We start from the raw sequence: 15,872 nt of genomic DNA, 5'->3' as shown, positions 1-15,872 counted from the left end.
CCGGGCCTTTGTTCAAGACAATACCCCTGCGTTTCCGCAGTCTCGCCCCAATTTGGCGCGAGTGTTCCCCGGTGTTCACCAGACCGGAGACCGCCATGAACCCCTCGCCGCGCATCATTGCCATCGCAGCCCTAGGACTGGGCGCCCTGTCGCTTGGCCTGCCCTTCGCTCTCGCAGGGCCAGAAACGGCAACAGGCATGGACGATACCGTTCCCGCTGGTCTGCCGGTCATGAACCTTGCGGTCGGAACGCCGGAGTCTGCGGGCCCCCTGCCTCCGGTCCCGGCGGAAGCGCCACAAGCCCCGGCGCTGACGCAGCCGACCCGCATCACCCAAGCCCCCGCCGATGTGGGCAGCGTTGCCGAGGAATCCGACCTCAGCCCCTTTGGCCTGCCCTGTGGGCTGTCCGTCAGTGCGACGGCGGGCGATGGAGCAATGGTGGCACTCGACATCATGGACCCCTGCCAGCCGTTCGAGCGGGTGGTGGTGGAACATTCCGGCCTGAACCTGACCGGGCAGACCGGCGTCATGGGCCTGCTGACGATGGATATCCCAGCCTTTGAAACCCCCGCGTTCTTTACCGTGCGAATGCCCGATGGCACGTCAGAGTCGGCGCTGACGGCGGTGCCTGATCTCGGTCGCTACAACCGTGTCGGGGTTCAGTGGGTCGAGGATCGCCAACTGGAACTGCACGCGATGGAATTTGGCGCCACCTATGGCGAGGCGGGTGATATCTGGGCCGAGAACCCCGGCGCGATCGACAGGGCACTGTCGGGCGAGGGCGGCTTTCTGTCCGAGGTGGGCGATGTCACCGTGGCAGAGCCGATGCTGGCGCAGATCTACACCTTTCCGCGCGACACCATGCTGGATCGTGGCAATGTGCGGCTGACCATCGAAGCGCCGGTAACCGAAACGAATTGTGGCCTGCCGACCGAGGCGCGCACGCTGGAACTGGGCGATGACGGACAGGTTTCGGTGGTCGGTCTCGACTTTACCGTGCCGGACTGTGACGCCGTGGGCGACTATCTGCTGTTGCAAAATCTGCTACAGGACCTGAGAGTCGCTTCAAACTGATCATTACCGGCATTCGAGCCCATGGGTTTATTTCTCAGGGCGGCCGTTCTGGCCGCTCTTTGCTTTTTCATGACCGGCCTCGCTGCCGTGGCACAGGATGTGCAGTTGCGGTCATTCGACGGCACCGTGGAACTGTCCGGCACGCTGATCGGGTTCGACGGTGAATTTTACCGCATCGATTCCATCTATGGCCCCCTGTCCGTCAGCGCCGAGGGTGTTTCCTGCCGCGGTCCGGGCTGTCCCAATCTGGAAAGCTATGTCGCCGAGTTGCGCCTTGCCGGGGCGCCCTTCATCGCCGAACAGATTCTGCCTGTGATGATCGAACGCTTCGCCGCGGCGCGCGGGATGCGGGTGCGGCGACAGATCCTTGCCGATGACCGCACGCTCTTTGCGCTGGAACGCAACGAGGATGAAACCCTGGCAGCCCGCTTCTACGTGACCCGCTCGACCACGGCGGACGGTCTGGTTGCACTGGAAACCCGCGATACCGATATCGCGCTGGCGGTGCGCGCGCTGACCGACGCGGAACGCAGTGCCGCCGAGGCCGCCGATCAGGGGGATCTGTCGATGCTGGCGCGCAGCCGGGTCATCGGGCTTGATGCGCTGGTGCCCTTGGTGGCACCGGGCAATGCCATCGACGCCCTGTCCCTGGACGCGCTGGCGCGGCTGTTCGCGGGCGAGATCACGAATTGGCAAGACCTGGGCGGCCCCGATGCACCGATCGCGCTGCATTTGATGGCCGCCGATCTTGGCGCCGCACAGGATTTCCTGATGCGCGTGATGACCCCGCGAGAGGCTCAGCCCGCGCCGCAGGTCATCCGCCACGACGACGCCACCGATCTGGCCGATGCCGTTGCGCGTGACCCCTTCGCCATTGGCATGGGCAGCTTTTCTCGCCCCGGCAATGCGCGGATCGTTCCGTTGGAGGGCGCGTGCGGCTTTGTTCAGCCCGCCACCGCCAGCAGCCTGAAATCCGAGGATTACCCCCTGACCGCGCCGCTGGTGGCCTATCTGCCGCTACGCCGGATGCCGCAGCTTGTGCGAGAGTTCCTGCGGTTTTTCGAGGGCGAAGAGGCGGATCGCGTGTTGCGGCGGGTCGGCGTGGTCAACCAGCGGATCACGCGCTTGCCCTTGTCGCGCCAAGGCGACCGGCTGGCCAATGCCATCGCGGCGGCAGGGGACCAGATTTCGCTGAACGACCTGCAAGAGCTTGTCGGCGCAATGGCCGGGGCCGAGCGTCTTTCGCCCACTTTCCGCTTCCAGGAAGGCACCACCGCGCTGGACGCCCAATCGGCGAGCGCGATTTCCCGACTGGCGCGGGCCATCGAACGCGGGGCGCTGGATGGGCGCGAGTTGGTGTTCGTGGGGTTTTCCGATGGGCAGGGCGGGGCCGACGCCAACCTGCGGCTGTCGCTTGGCCGCGCCGAGGCGGCCCGGCTGGCCCTGATCGAGGCCGCGTCCGACGGCGACCTCAATCGCGTGCGCCTTCAGGTTCTGGGCTTTGGCGAGGCGCTGCCCATGGCCTGCGATGACAGCGCGGCGGGACGGGCGGTGAACCGGCGCGTGGAAGTTTGGCTGCGCTGATCACGCGACCAGCTGCTCGGCCTTGTGCAGATCGACGCTGACCAGTTGGCTGACGCCCTGTTCCGCCATCGTTACCCCGAACAGCCGATCCATCCGCGCCATCGTCACTGCGTGATGGGTGATAATCAGGAACCGGGTGTCGGTTTGGCGGGTCATCTCATCCAGCAGATCGCAGAACCGCGTGACGTTCGCGTCATCGAGCGGCGCGTCGACCTCGTCCAGCACACAGATCGGGGCCGGGTTGGCAAGGAACACGGCAAAGATCAGCGCCAGCGCTGTCAGGGTCTGTTCGCCGCCCGACAGCAGCGAGAGCGTCGACAGTTTCTTTCCCGGCGGCTGGCAGAGGATTTCCAACCCCGCCTCTAGCGGGTCATCGGATTCGACCAGCACCAGCTTGGCCTCGCCGCCGCCGAAAAGATGGGTGAAGAGCATCCCGAAGTTGGTGTTCACCTCTTCGAAGGCGGCCAGCAGCCGTTCGCGCCCTTCGCGGTTCAGGCTGGCAATGCCGCCGCGCAGTTTGCGGATCGCCTCTTCCAGATCGTCCTTGTCGGCTTGCAGCGTGTCGCGTTCCTCGGCCACGTCTCGGGCATCTTCCTCGGCCCGCAGGTTCACCGCCCCGAGCGCATCGCGCTGGCGGCGCAGGCGCACCACGTCGGCGTCGATCTTGTCGACCGAGGGCATCGCGTCAGGGTCCATATCGAGGCTTTCCAGCAGCGCCTGCGGGGTGGTTTCCATTTCCTCTTCGATCCGCTCGGCGGCCGTGTGCAGCGCTTCGGCGGCACTGTCGCGCAGGGCTTCGGCCCGCGCCCGCGCCTCGCGTGCGGACGAGGCGTCGCGTTCCCGGTCGCGCTCCGAGGCGATGGCCTCTCGCAGGCGGGTTTCGCCCACGGCCAACGCATCGGCGGCGGCTTGGCGGCGCTCTTCGGCGGTGTCGATGGCCTCGGCCAGACGCTCTTTCTTCGTGGCGATCTCATTCGGCACAAGCCGGGCCTGTTCCAACTCGGCCTCGGTCGCGTCCTTGCGCTCATTCAGGTCGGCGATATGCGAGGTCGCGCTGTCCAGCCGCTTGCGCCACCCGGCGATGTCCTGCGCGATGCGCGCCAGTCGGGTGTCGCGCGCCTCGCCCATGCGCTTGAGTTCGTCGTGCGCTGCGCGGGCGGCCATAAGGGCAGAGCGCGCGGTTTCCACCTCGGCGCGGGCGGCTTCCACGCGGGTGCGGGCGGCGTCCAGATCCTCTAGCTCTGCCTTGGTCTGCTCCGCTTCGGCCATGTTTTCGCGGGCGGTCTCGGCCTCTTCCGCATGGCGTGCGGCGGCTTGGGTCAGGGTTTCCAGCTTGCCGGCGAGGATGTTCCGCTCGGCCTCGGTCCGCGAAAAGGTGCGGCTGGCCTCGGCCAGTTTCTGATCGGCGGCGCGGCGGGCGGCGCGGGCCTGCTTGTCGGCCTCGGTCAGCGCGGCAAGGCGGTTGGCGTTGGCCTCGTGCATGGCGCGGGCGCGGTCCGCGGCCACCTCGGCGCGTTCCAGCTCGGCGGACAGGTCGGCCAATTGGTTGGCCTGTTGCAAGCGCCGTGCCGCGGTGGACGAGCCGTCTTCGGCGGCCAGCGCATAACCATCCCACCGCCACAGGTCTCCGGTGCGGTTGACCAGCCGCTGGCCGGGCTGCAACTGCGCCTGAAGCGCCGGGCCGTCGCCGTTCTGCACCACCCCGATCTGGCGCAGGCGGCGGGCCAGAACCGGCGGCGCATCGACGTAATCGGCCAGCGACACGACCCCGGCGGGCAGCGGCTGCGGGGTGTCATACTGGGGCAGGGTGGTCCAGCCGGTGGCGCCGCCGTCGGCCTCTGGCGCCTTGAGGTCATCGGACAGGGCCGCGCCCACGGCGGCCTCGAACCCCGGCGCCACGCGCACGCGGTCCAGCAATTGGGCGGTGTCGCCCCGTTCCCGATCCAGCAGCTTGGCCAGTGCCCGGACTTCTGCGTCCAGCGTGTTCCACTCGCCTTCCGCCTCGGCGCGGGCGGTGCGGGCCTCGCCCTCGGCCGCTTGCGCATCGGACCGGGCGGCCTCGGCTTCGGTCAGGGTTTCCTCAGCGCGCCCGGCAAGATCGGTGGCATGGGTCAACTCCTGCTCGGCCTCGTCATGCTGGCGGGCAAGATCGTCAAGCGATGCCTCGGCGGCCTCGGCGTCCGACCGGGCCTTTTCGGCTTCGGCGGCATGACGGGCGGCGGCGCGGGCGGTTTCGTCCAGCAACCGTTGCGCCGATTGGTGGCGCGCGGCAAGGCGGGCGGCTTCTTCGGTCAGCTCGGAATGGGTGCTTTCCCGCTCGGCCAGTGTGTCGGTTGCAGCCTCGACCCGGTCCAGCGCGCCGTCCAGCGCATCCTCGTGGCCTTCCCCGGCTTGGCGCAATTCTTCCGCCTCTTCCTGCAAGACCTCGATTGTGCTGCCCGCATCGGCGTTGAGCGTGCTTTCCCGTTCCAGATCCCTGGATAGTTGCGCGATGCGGGCGCTGAGCGTTTCGATGGCCTTGATCGCGCGGGCTTCCTCGTCCGACAGCGCGGTCCGCTCGACTGTCACGCGCTGCAACAGGGCGGTGGCGATGGCCTCTTCCTCGCGCAGCGGCGGCACGGCTGCCTCGGACTCTTCCCTGATTTCGGCGGCTTCGCGCGACGCATGTTCGGCGCGGGCCGCTGCGGTCACGGCCTCGCGCAACGCGTCTTCGGCCTTGGCGCGCGCGTCTTCTGCCTCTTTCCAGCGCCGATAAAGCAGCATCCCCTCGGCTTGCCGCAGCTCTGTGCCGATTTCACGGTAGCGCGCGGCCTGCCGGGCCTGCCGGGTCAGTTGCGCCAATTGTGCCCCAAGCTGGTCCAGCACATCGTCGATCCGGGCCAGGTTGGTTTCCGCGCCTTTCAGCTTCAGCTCGGCTTCGTGGCGGCGCTGGTAGAGCCCGGAAATCCCGGCGGCTTCCTCAAGGATGCGGCGGCGCGCCTTGGGCTTGGCGTTGATCAGCTCCGAAATTTGGCCCTGCCGCACAAGCGCGGGCGAATGTGCCCCGGTCGAGGCATCGGCAAACAGCATTTGCACATCGCGCGCCCGCACATCCTTGCCGTTGGTCTTGAAGGCCGAGCCGGCGTCGCGGGTGATGCGGCGGATGATTTCCAGGTTGTCCGAATCGTTGAAACTGGTTGGGGCCAGCCGCTCGCTGTTGTCGATGGTCAGGCAGACCTCGGCAAAATTCCGGGCGGGCCGGGTCGATGCCCCGGCGAAAATCACGTCCTCCATGCCCGAGCCGCGCATCGCCGTCGGACGATTTTCGCCCATCACCCACCGCAGCGCTTCCAGAAGGTTGGACTTGCCGCAGCCATTGGGGCCGACAACGCCGGTCAGCCCATCCGCAATGACCAGATCGGTCGGATCGACGAAGCTTTTGAAACCGTTGAGCCTGAGCCGCGAGAACTGCACGTCTGAACTGCCTGCCGTTTTGATTCTGGGTTCCCCCAGTGTCCGGCAGGCAGGACTGCCGAGTCAACGCGCGGCCCCACGATATGGCGGGTTTCAGCGCATTATCCACAAGATATATGGGTTCTGCGGCCTATCCACAGTCCAGATCGGCGCGCATCACCGCCACGTCGCCGCGCAGGCTGTCTTCGATCACGCGGCAGCCGCTGACTTGTTGCATCGCCTGAAGCGCGCGGGGGTAGACCGCGCCGATGGACGGGTTGGGCATGAAGTTGGTGCGGATCGCCTCGGCCCGTGTGCCGCGAATCCGAATGGTGAAATCAACGCCGTCGATCGAGACATGGTTGGGGGCGCTGCCCATCATGGCGGGGGCGGGGCTGTCACAGGCGGCAAGCGCAAGGCAGAGCGGGATCAGAACATGTTTCATGTCGAAACCCTGCGACAAGATGGTTATCAAATCGTTAATTAACGCAGTCAATCATTTCTTGCCAAAGCGCGGCGTCTCGCGTATTTAGTTACCATTGTCAACTAAAGGAGTGTCCGGGATGACCCCCGCCGCAAACCGCTACTCGCCGCTCTATTTCCTCGCCTCGCTTGGTGCGGGCGGCTTGGCTGTCACCTTCTTCATGTGGCTGATGTTCTGGGTGCCGCATCCGGGCCTGCCGGTGCCGATCTTTGAAAACGCATGGGCGTTGCTGACCGGGGGCACCTTGCCGCAACAGGCGATGGTTCTGGGCGCGTGGACCGGGATCGCCATCTTCGGCCTGTGGAACCTGAAGCTTCTGGTCTTCAACCTGCGCCGCTTTGCCGCTTTCCGCCGGTCCGATGCCTATGAGGGCTTTGCCAGATCCAACGCGGGCAGCCAGGTTCTGGCATTGCCGCTGGCGCTGGCCATGTCGGCCAACGTCGCCTTCATCCTTGGCCTGACCTTCGTGCCGGGACTATGGGCCGTGGTCGAATACATGTTCCCCGCCGCGCTGATGGCCTTCCTTGTCATCGGCTATATCGCCTTCCGCGAACTTGGCTATTTCATCACGCAGCGGCTGCATTCCGGCGGATTCGACTGTTCGGCCAACAACTCCTTCGCCCAGATGCTGCCCGCCTTCGCGCTGGCCATGGTCGGCGTCGGGCTGGCCGCCCCCGCCGCCATGTCCACCGCCGCGCTGACCTCGGGCATCGCCATCGTGCTGTCGACCTTCTTCGTGACGGCGGCGGTCATCCTTGCGCTGATTGTCATGGTGATGAGCGTGCGCCCGATGCTGGAACATGGCGTGAATGTCGAGGCCGCGCCGACTCTGATGGTCGTGATCCCGCTGATGACCGTGATCGGCATCGCCATGATCCGAATGACCCACGGGCTGCATGTGCATTTCGACGGGTATGCCACCGCCGCCGATACGCTGGTGATGCTGACCCGCTTCCTGTCGGTCGAGGTGTTCTTTGCCCTGTTCGGTCTGGCCGTGCTGTCGCGCGTTGGCTACGTCGCTCGCTTCGTGACGGGGGCCGAGACCTCGGCCGGGTCTTACGCGCTGGTTTGCCCCGGTGTGGCGTTGTCGGTGATGATGCAGTTCTGGCTGAACAAAGGGCTGGTCGCCGCCGGTCTGGTCGCCAAGTTCTCGGTCGCCTACTGGGCCATCTCCGGCATCGCCGTCGCCCTGCAGGTCGCCATGATCGTTCTGGTGATCCAACTGGCCCGCAAGCACTTCACGCCAGCCCCGAAAGGCGCTGTTCCGGCCTGATCCTCCCTTTCAGGTCCATCTGGGAACCCCGGCCCGTGCAAGGCCGGGGTTTTCCTTTCCGCAAGGGGCGCTAGGGTCGGTCAAATCTGATCGGCCACGAAGGGACAGGCGGCATGATTTTCCACATCACGGTGTTGCTGGTGTTCCAGCTTGTGGGCGAGGTCATCAGCCGCGCCCTGTTTCCCGTCCTGCCGGGGCCGGTGCTGGGCATGGTCCTGCTCTTGGCCGCAATGGCGCTGATCCCCCGGCTCGCCACCGCGATCAAGGAGACGGCGACTGGCCTCCTGGGGCACCTGTCGCTCTTGTTCGTGCCTGCGGGCGTCGGCGTGATCGGCCATATGGACCTGCTGGTCGCGCACGGCGTGGCGATCTTCGCGGCGCTGGTCCTGTCGACGGTGCTGGCGATTGCGGTTGGTGCGCTGGTGTTCACCGGCGTGGCCAAGGCGATGGGGCTGGCCGATGACTGATGTCTGGCAACTCTGGACCTATCTCAGCCAAGGGCCGCTGCTGTGGCTGACCCTGACCCTTGTGGCCTATGTCGCGGCCGACCGGATTTCCCTGCTGGCGAACCGCGCGCCGCTGGCCAACCCGGTGCTCTTGGCGGTGATTATGCTGGCGGTGACGCTCTGGGTCACCGGCACGCCCTACGCGGTCTATTTCGAAGGCGCGCAGTTCGTGCATTTCCTGCTTGGCCCCGCCACCGTGGCCCTTGCCGTGCCGCTCTATTTCAACCTTGGTCGGGTGCGCAAGGCACTGGTGCCGATGCTGGCCGCCCTGCTGGCCGGGTCCACCACCGCAATCGCGGTGGCGCTCGGCGTGGGGTACGCGCTCGGGCTGGAGATGGAGCCGCTTCTCTCCCTCGCCCCGAAATCCGCCACCGCCCCCGTCGCCATGGGCGTGTCCGAACGTATTGGCGGCGCGCCCGCCCTGACAGCGGTCCTTGTTCTGCTGACCGGCGTCATCGGCGCGATCGTTGCCACGCCCCTGCTGAACCTGCTGCGCCTGCGCGACTGGCGCGCGCGCGGCTTTGCCGTTGGCGTGGCCGCGCATGGCATCGGCACCGCCCGCGCCTTCCAGGTGAATGAGACCGCCGGGGCCTTTTCCGGTATCGGCATGGGGCTGAACGCGATCCTCACGGCGGTGCTTGCCCCGCTTGCCGCCAGCCTGTTCTGACCGAATAGCAACAAATTGACCCTTGCGAATCGGGCCGCTGGTTGAGACAGGCGCTAGCCGATGCTACATTTGACGCATCCCGGCGCCGGGGATCTTTGCGGCGTGCTACCAAGGAGGACCACGTCCTGACTGGACCTGTTCAAGCGGCCATGGAAACGGCTGCACCAACGGCGCCCCGTTCGCGCCCGACCCAGACCCTGACGAGCGATGCGTTGCTCGACGCGGTGCTGACCTCTCTCAACGACGACAAGGCGGAAGAGATCGTCCAGATCGACCTGCGCGGCAAGACCCAGATGGCGGACCACATGGTCATCGCGTCGGGCCGGTCCTCGCGGCAGGTGGCGGCGATGTCGGAAAAGCTTGCCGAGCGGGTGAAAGAGACCTTCGGGCTGACCGTGCGCATGGAAGGCAAAGACAGCGGCGATTGGGTGCTGATCGACGCGGGCGATGTGATCGTCCACGTGTTCCGCCCCGAGGTGCGAGAGTTCTACCAGCTAGAGAAGATGTGGCTGCCCGCCGGCAGCGTCTGAGATCCTCTCATGCGGGTCAGTCTTTGCGTTGCGGGCCGGCTCCGGGCCGGGCCCGAGGCCGATCTTGTCACCGATTATCTCAAACGGTTCGATCGAACGGGGCGGGCGCTTGGCCTTGGCCCCGCGAAACTGGTTGAGGTCGAGGACAAGAAGGGCGGTGGCAAACCCGCCGAGGCGGAGCTTCTGCGCAAGGCCCTGCCATCCGGTGCCGTGGTATGCGCGCTGGATGAACGCGGGCGCGTGATGTCCTCGCCCGAGTTCGCGGGCGTCCTCGCCAAACGCCGCGATCAGGGCGCGCAGAACATGGCCTTCGTGATCGGGGGCGCAGACGGGTTAGACCCCGCATTGGTGGACCAGGCCGACATGGTGCTGAGCTTCGGGGCGATGGTCTGGCCCCACATGCTCGCCCGCGTGATGCTCTGCGAACAGCTCTACCGCGCCGCGTCCATCCTGTCGGGCAGCCCGTATCACCGCGTGTGAGGGGCGATCCAACGGGCGAGCGGCAGCGCTTCATGCCAGCCAAATCCGCGACAGATCGGATCGGGGCACCAAGCTCCCCACCGGCCTGTCACCTCCATCGCGGCCGGGACCAAGCCGCGGAGCGACGGGCCGCGGTGCGGCGATCCGACCGTTGAATGGCAGCCCTTTATAGCGGCCCGGCGATGCGCGGCGGCCTCGCGGCCTTTGTCCCGCGCGGGGCGTGCGCGGGTGTGCTTTGGCGGAAGGTTTGGGTTGGAGTGGGATTCCGTCCGGTCAGAATGGGCGGAGAGCGTGAAAGTCCGCTATGCGGAACAATGCGGACATTCCCCTGGCGGACACTTCGATCATCTTTACCGCCCGGCGTTTACGCCGGGCAGCGCCCGCCCGCCCCCAAGGCGGGCGCTTTCGCGCCCACCACGGGCGGCCGCTGCCCTCATCGCTGACATTCCGATCATGGTCCGCAATGTGCGCGAAACCGTCATCCGCTACGCCTACCGCTACCGTCCGGAATGGGCCGTGAACCACCGCCAAGAGACGTCTCTGTCATCTCTACCCCCCTAAACCCAAAACCCTCTTTCCGTATGCACAGGGGGTGTACGGGGGGTGTACAGGGGGTGTACGCGTGGCACCCCCTGTTTTTGCGTGTCGCGTGGCTGCGTCGACGCGGGCAGCAGGCGGGCCTTGCCCTAGGCTCCGCCGCCGCCTAGAACGCGGGGGACCGTTGCAGAAAAGGGGTCCGACATGGCCGTTCCCAAACCCGTGGTGCTGTGCATTCTCGACGGATGGGGTCTGGCCCCAGACGGCCCCGGAAACGCCCCTTTCCTTGCCGCAACCCCTTGTTTTGACAGGCTTATGGCAACCTGCCCCCATGCCACGCTGGTCACGCATGGCCCAGATGTGGGCCTGCCGACCGGGCAGATGGGCAACTCGGAAGTGGGCCACACCAATATCGGCGCGGGCCGGGTCGTGGCGATGGACCTCGGCCAGATCGACCTTGCCATCGAGGACGGGTCTTTCTTTGAAAATCAATCCCTTAACGATTTTGCCGAAACCCTGAAATCCACTGGCGGCACCGCCCACCTCATCGGCCTGACCTCCAAAGGCGGCGTCCACGCCCATCAGGACCACATGCTCGCCGCAGCCAAGATGTTGACGGACAAGGGCATTCCGGTCGCTGTCCATGTCATCACCGATGGCCGCGACGTGGCCCCGACAGCCGCGTTCCACGACATCCTGACCGTCGAATCCGCCCTGCCTGAAGGCGCGCAGGTGGTCTCGGTCTCGGGCCGCTACTACGCCATGGACCGCGACAACCGGTGGGACCGGGTCGAGAAAGCGTGGCGCGCGATGGTGCTGGCCGATGGCGACGCGATGAAAGAGGCACAGATCGGGATCGAGACTTCCTATGATCTCGACCAAACCGATGAATTCATTGAACCTTTCGTGATCGAAGGCTACGCGGGGATGAAGGATGGCGACGGCGTCTTCTTCCTCAATTTCCGCGCCGACCGCGCGCGGGAAATCCTGTCGGCCATTGGCGATCCGGAGTTTGACGGGTTCGATGTGACAGGCCGCCCGCCCCTTGCCGCGCTGCTCGGGATGGTGGACTACTCGGAACGACACAACACGTTCATGACCACGGTCTTCCCCAAACAGGAAATCAGGAACACGCTGGCGGAATGGGTCGCCAGCCACGACCTGACCCAGTTCCATATCGCCGAGACCGAGAAATACCCGCATGTCACCTTCTTCCTGAACGGCGGCAAGGAAGCCCCGGTCAAGGGCGAAGATCGTTACATGCCGAAATCGCCCAAGGTGGCGACCTATGACTTGCAGCCTGAAATGTCGGCCGGAGAGGTGACTGCACATCTCGTCGATGCGATCGAGAAGCAATACGACCTGATCGTGGTGAACTTCGCCAATCCCGACATGGTGGGGCATACCGGAATCATCCCCGCTGCGGTGAAGGCGTGCGAAGCGGTGGATTCTGGCCTCAGCGCGGCCGTGGCGGCCTTGGAAAAGGTCGGCGGCGCAATGATCGTGACGGCGGATCACGGCAATTGCGACATGATGATCGACCCCGAAACCGGCGGGCCGCACACGGCGCACACGTTGAACCCGGTGCCGGTGATCCTGTTTGGCGGGCCCGAGGGGGTCAAGATGCATGACGGGCGGCTGGCCGATCTGGCGCCCACCCTGTTGCGGCTGATGCAGCTTGAGCAACCCCAGGAGATGACAGGCACGTGCCTGTTTGCATGAAACAACTGGCGCTGATCACAGCGCTTTGCGCCAGCGCGTCGGCTGGACTGGCGCAGGACGGTCCGGCGCTGACGGCGCAGCGCGCGGCGCAGATGTTGGAGCGCGCCGCGTTGTCGATGTCCGAGGCCGAGGACGCCCGCGACCGCGTCGATGCCCTGACCGAGACGATCACCGCCTATGAAGAGGGGCTGGCCGCGCTGCGCGAAGGCATGCGCCGCGCCGCTATACGGGAACAGGCGATCACCGTTGTCTTCGAAGCCGAGCAAGAGCGTCTCGGACGGCTGCTCGGCGTGTTGCAATCCATGCAAGAGGCCCCGGCCCCGCTGATGCTGCTGCATCCTTCGGGGCCGGTCGGCACCGCGCGGGCGGGGATGATCCTGTCCGACGTGACCCCCGCAGTGGCCGGAGAGGCGACGGACCTGCGCCACCAGTTAGAGGAACTTGCCCTGTTGCGGGCGTTGCAGGATGGCGCGGAAGAGCAGTTGTCCGATGGGCTGAGCGGTGTGCAACAGGCCCGCGTGGCGCTGAGTCAGGCCATGGCCGAGCGGCGCACCTTGCCGCCGCGCCATGCCGCCGATACCGATGCGCTCATGCAACTGACCCATAGTGCCGAATCCCTGGATGGGTTCGCGGTGGCGATCCGGTCGCTCGACTCGCTGTCCGGTGCGGCCGGGGACTTGCCCTCGTTCACCGCGCAGCGTGGCGACTTGCCCTTGCCGGTGCGGGGGCGCATCCTGCGTGCGTTCGACCAACCCGATGCGGCGGGGGTGGTTCGCCCTGGTCTGATCGTTGCGACCGAACCGCGCGCCCTGGTTTCGGCCCCTTGGCACGCGACGGTGCGCTATGCCGGGCCGCTTCTGGACTACGGCAATGTCGTCATTCTGGAGCCGCAGGGCGACTATCTGCTGATTCTCGCCGGACTCGGAGAAGTCTTCGTGCGGGCCGGGGATCTGCTGGCGCAAGGCAATCCCGTTGCTTTGATGGGGGGCGAATCGCCAAACCGCGAAGAATTGATCGTTTCCTCGGGCCAATCGGCTGGCGGAGATCTGTCGGAAACGCTTTATATGGAAATGAGAGAGGCCGGAGAGCCCGTGGACCCGACCCCGTGGTTCGCGACACAAGACCAGTGAGGAGTTGAGATGACGAAGAGATTTGTGATGGCGGCGCTCGGCGGAACCGCGGCCGGCATCCTGCTGACCACGCAGGTCGCGGGCCCCCTGATCGCCCAGGAGAACACGCGCAACACCAGCGTTTATGAACAGCTGGACCTGTTCGGCGATGTGTTCGAGCGTATCCGCACCTATTACGTTGAAGACGTGGACGAGGCCGACCTGATCGAGGCCGCGATCAACGGGATGCTGACCTCGCTCGATCCGCATTCATCCTATCTGCCGCCGCAGGATTACGACGCGATGCAGACCCAGACCCGTGGCGAGTTCGGCGGTCTGGGGATCGAGGTCACGCAGGAAGAAGGCTTCGTCAAGGTCATCACCCCGATGGACGATACTCCAGCGATGGATGCGGGCATCCAGTCGGGCGATTTCATCACCCATGTGGACGGGCAGTCGCTGCTTGGCATGACGCTGGAAGAAGCGGTGGACATGATGCGCGGCGAGATCGGCTCGGAAATCGTGCTGACCGTCGTGCGCGAGGGCGAGCAGGAACCGTTCGACCTGACACTGGTGCGTGATCGTATCCGCCTGACCGCCGTGCGTCACCGGCTTGAGGGCAACACCGCCATCCTGCGTGTGGCCAGCTTCTCGGAACAGACCTTCCCCAACCTGCGGGACGGGCTGGAACAGATGATCGACGAGGTCGGCGGGATCGACAATCTCGAAGGCGTGGTTCTGGACTTGCGCAACAACCCTGGCGGCCTGCTGACCCAGGCGATCCGGGTGTCGGATGCCTTCCTAGAGCAAGGTGAGATCGTTTCGACCCGTGGCCGCGACCCCGCGGATGGGGATCGCTACAACGCCACGCCGGGCGACCTGATCGACGGGCTGCCGATGGTGGTGCTGATCAACGGAGGCTCGGCCTCTGCCTCGGAAATCGTGGCCGGCGCTTTGCAAGATCACCACCGCGCTGTGGTGGTGGGTACCAACAGTTTTGGCAAGGGGTCGGTTCAGTCGGTGATGCCGGTGCAGGGCGATGGCGCGATCCGTCTGACGACATCGCTTTATTACACCCCGTCGGGCCGCTCGATTCAGGCCCTTGGCGTGGCCCCCGACATCCTTGTCGAACAGCGCGAGGTCGGCGCGGTCGAGGGTAACGGTCGCCCGCAACGCACCGAGGCCTCGCTGCGCGGAGCATTGGCCAACACCACGCTTAGCGAGGATGAGATCCGGCAACTCCAGGAAGAGCAGGATCAGGTACAAGCCATGGCGGAATTGCGGGCCGAGGATTATCAGCTGGCCTATGCCATCGACATCCTGCACGGGCTGAGTGCCCTGCGTCCCCAGTAACGGGGGCGCAGCCGGTGACGCCCGAGCAGATTGCGAAACTGCCCTACCGGCTGAACGTCGGCGTGGTGCTGATCAACGGTGAAGGCAAGGTCTTTGCCGGGCAGCGTGCCGATATGGATGTGCCTGCCTGGCAAATGCCGCAGGGCGGTGTGGACAAGGGCGAAGAGCCCGAGACCGCCGCCCGGCGCGAATTGCTGGAGGAAACCGGCGTCGCACCGGAACATGTCACGCTGGTTGGCCAGACGGTCGACTGGCTGCCCTATGATCTGCCGCATGCTGTGGTGGCGACACGGTGGGGTGGCAAGTATCGCGGGCAAAAGCAGATGTGGTTCCTGATGCGCCTGGACGCGCCGGACGAGGTGGTGAACCTCGCCTACAAGGACGAGGAGTTTTCCGACTGGCGCTGGATGGACCCCGGCGAACTGCTTGACGCGATCGTGCCGTTCAAGCGCCCGATCTACCAGCAGGTGATGCGAGAGCTGGGGCTGGTCTGACGTCAGCGGGCCGATTTTCTGGCAGGATCACCATGATCCGTAATGGAGATGCCCGATGCTGAAATGGTTTGCCGCGACTCTGGCACTGGTCGGTTCAACTGCGCCCGTCTTTGCGTTGTCCTGCAACTTTCTCGATCCGGCAGGCATGTATCAGCAGGCCGCCAACTCCGATGATCGCTACGTAATCGTCCATGGATCATTCCTGCGGGATGGGCCGGACACCCCCCTGATCACGGAATCCGCCGAGGACGGGCAGGGCGTGCCCTACACCTTCCCGGCGTTGTTCTATGGCGATATCGGCAGCCGTGTGGGGTTTCGCACCCCGACCGAGCTGGAGGTGACGGTCGATGTCAGTTGCGTCCTCGACTATTGCGGGGCACCGCCGCCGGACGGGCGCGAGGTTCTGGCCTTTCTCAGGGTCAATCAGGATCGGGACTATTTCCTGTCGGTCGAGGCCTGCCCGGCATGGCTGATCTTCGACCCGGAGCAGGAAGAGTTGGACCGGATCGCGGCCTGCATGCGGGGCGATAGCTGCGAGGGAGCGGACTAGATGTGAGCTTTCAACAGGTTGTCCATTCGATCCTGACCGAGTTGGTTGGAGTTACCAAGCTTCAACACTGTTCGGAGG

14 protein-coding genes are annotated in these 15,872 nt (G+C 65.6%); 12 read left to right on the top strand and 2 right to left on the bottom strand.

What is annotated here, in order from left to right; translation table 11 throughout:
* Window positions 1–95 precede the first annotated feature (95 nt).
* Window positions 96–1,073, top strand: a complete 978-nt coding sequence (locus BKY27_RS15860; RefSeq protein WP_071675469.1) for a hypothetical protein — start codon at window positions 96–98, stop codon at window positions 1,071–1,073.
* Between the two features lie 69 nt (window positions 1,074–1,142).
* Window positions 1,143–2,657 carry a phosphate ABC transporter substrate-binding/OmpA family protein gene (locus tag BKY27_RS15855; protein WP_233491862.1) on the top strand — a complete coding sequence of 505 codons (1,515 nt, stop codon included), beginning with the start codon at window positions 1,143–1,145 and terminating at the stop codon, window positions 2,655–2,657.
* Here BKY27_RS15855 and smc read toward each other — a convergent pair whose 3' ends face one another.
* Window positions 2,658–6,110: a chromosome segregation protein SMC gene (smc, locus tag BKY27_RS15850; RefSeq protein ID WP_071675467.1), complete on the bottom strand. Its 3,453-nt coding sequence runs from the start codon at window positions 6,108–6,110 to the stop codon at window positions 2,658–2,660.
* A gap of 130 nt (window positions 6,111–6,240) precedes the next feature.
* Window positions 6,241–6,534 carry a hypothetical protein gene (locus tag BKY27_RS15845; protein WP_146636267.1) on the bottom strand — a complete coding sequence of 98 codons (294 nt, stop codon included), beginning with the start codon at window positions 6,532–6,534 and terminating at the stop codon, window positions 6,241–6,243.
* Window positions 6,535–6,652: 118 nt separating this feature from the next.
* Here BKY27_RS15845 and BKY27_RS15840 point away from each other — a divergent pair, with 118 nt between their 5' ends.
* The 10 genes from BKY27_RS15840 (at window position 6,653) to BKY27_RS15795 (ending at window position 15,794) form a co-directional block, all read left to right on the top strand.
* On the top strand, window positions 6,653–7,846 hold the full coding sequence (locus BKY27_RS15840; RefSeq protein ID WP_071675465.1) for a TsoY family (seleno)protein: 1,194 nt from the start codon (window positions 6,653–6,655) through the stop codon (window positions 7,844–7,846).
* 113 nt (window positions 7,847–7,959) lie between these two features.
* Window positions 7,960–8,313: a CidA/LrgA family protein gene (locus BKY27_RS15835; protein WP_071675464.1), complete on the top strand. Its 354-nt coding sequence runs from the start codon at window positions 7,960–7,962 to the stop codon at window positions 8,311–8,313.
* The gene (locus BKY27_RS15830) at window positions 8,306–9,019 is read left to right on the top strand and encodes an LrgB family protein (protein WP_071675463.1); all 714 of its coding nucleotides are present in this window, start codon (window positions 8,306–8,308) and stop codon (window positions 9,017–9,019) included. The genes BKY27_RS15835 and BKY27_RS15830 overlap by 8 nt, the downstream gene beginning before the upstream one ends.
* A 149-nt stretch (window positions 9,020–9,168) precedes the next feature.
* The gene (gene rsfS / locus BKY27_RS15825; protein ID WP_071675462.1) at window positions 9,169–9,549 is read left to right on the top strand and encodes a ribosome silencing factor; all 381 of its coding nucleotides are present in this window, start codon (window positions 9,169–9,171) and stop codon (window positions 9,547–9,549) included.
* Window positions 9,550–9,558: 9 nt separating this feature from the next.
* A complete protein-coding gene (gene rlmH / locus BKY27_RS15820; protein ID WP_071675461.1) occupies window positions 9,559–10,029 on the top strand; it encodes a 23S rRNA (pseudouridine(1915)-N(3))-methyltransferase RlmH in 471 nt (156 codons plus the stop codon).
* 741 nt (window positions 10,030–10,770) lie between these two features.
* Window positions 10,771–12,288, top strand: coding sequence for a 2,3-bisphosphoglycerate-independent phosphoglycerate mutase (gene gpmI, locus BKY27_RS15815; RefSeq protein ID WP_071675460.1), 1,518 nt, complete (start codon window positions 10,771–10,773; stop codon window positions 12,286–12,288).
* Window positions 12,285–13,418 carry a murein hydrolase activator EnvC family protein gene (locus BKY27_RS15810; RefSeq protein ID WP_071675459.1) on the top strand — a complete coding sequence of 378 codons (1,134 nt, stop codon included), beginning with the start codon at window positions 12,285–12,287 and terminating at the stop codon, window positions 13,416–13,418. The genes gpmI and BKY27_RS15810 overlap by 4 nt, the downstream gene beginning before the upstream one ends.
* A gap of 9 nt (window positions 13,419–13,427) precedes the next feature.
* The gene (locus tag BKY27_RS15805) at window positions 13,428–14,750 is read left to right on the top strand and encodes a S41 family peptidase (protein ID WP_071675458.1); all 1,323 of its coding nucleotides are present in this window, start codon (window positions 13,428–13,430) and stop codon (window positions 14,748–14,750) included.
* A gap of 14 nt (window positions 14,751–14,764) precedes the next feature.
* A complete protein-coding gene (locus tag BKY27_RS15800; protein WP_071675457.1) occupies window positions 14,765–15,244 on the top strand; it encodes an RNA pyrophosphohydrolase in 480 nt (159 codons plus the stop codon).
* A gap of 55 nt (window positions 15,245–15,299) precedes the next feature.
* Complete coding sequence (locus BKY27_RS15795) at window positions 15,300–15,794, top strand: hypothetical protein (protein ID WP_071675456.1); 495 nt, start codon at window positions 15,300–15,302, stop codon at window positions 15,792–15,794.
* Window positions 15,795–15,872: the final 78 nt, after the last annotated feature.

The organism is Nioella nitratireducens, from assembly GCF_001879715.1.
GTDB classification, from domain to species: Bacteria; Pseudomonadota; Alphaproteobacteria; order Rhodobacterales; family Rhodobacteraceae; genus Nioella; species Nioella nitratireducens.
This window is presented reverse-complemented; position numbering and strand designations above follow the sequence as displayed.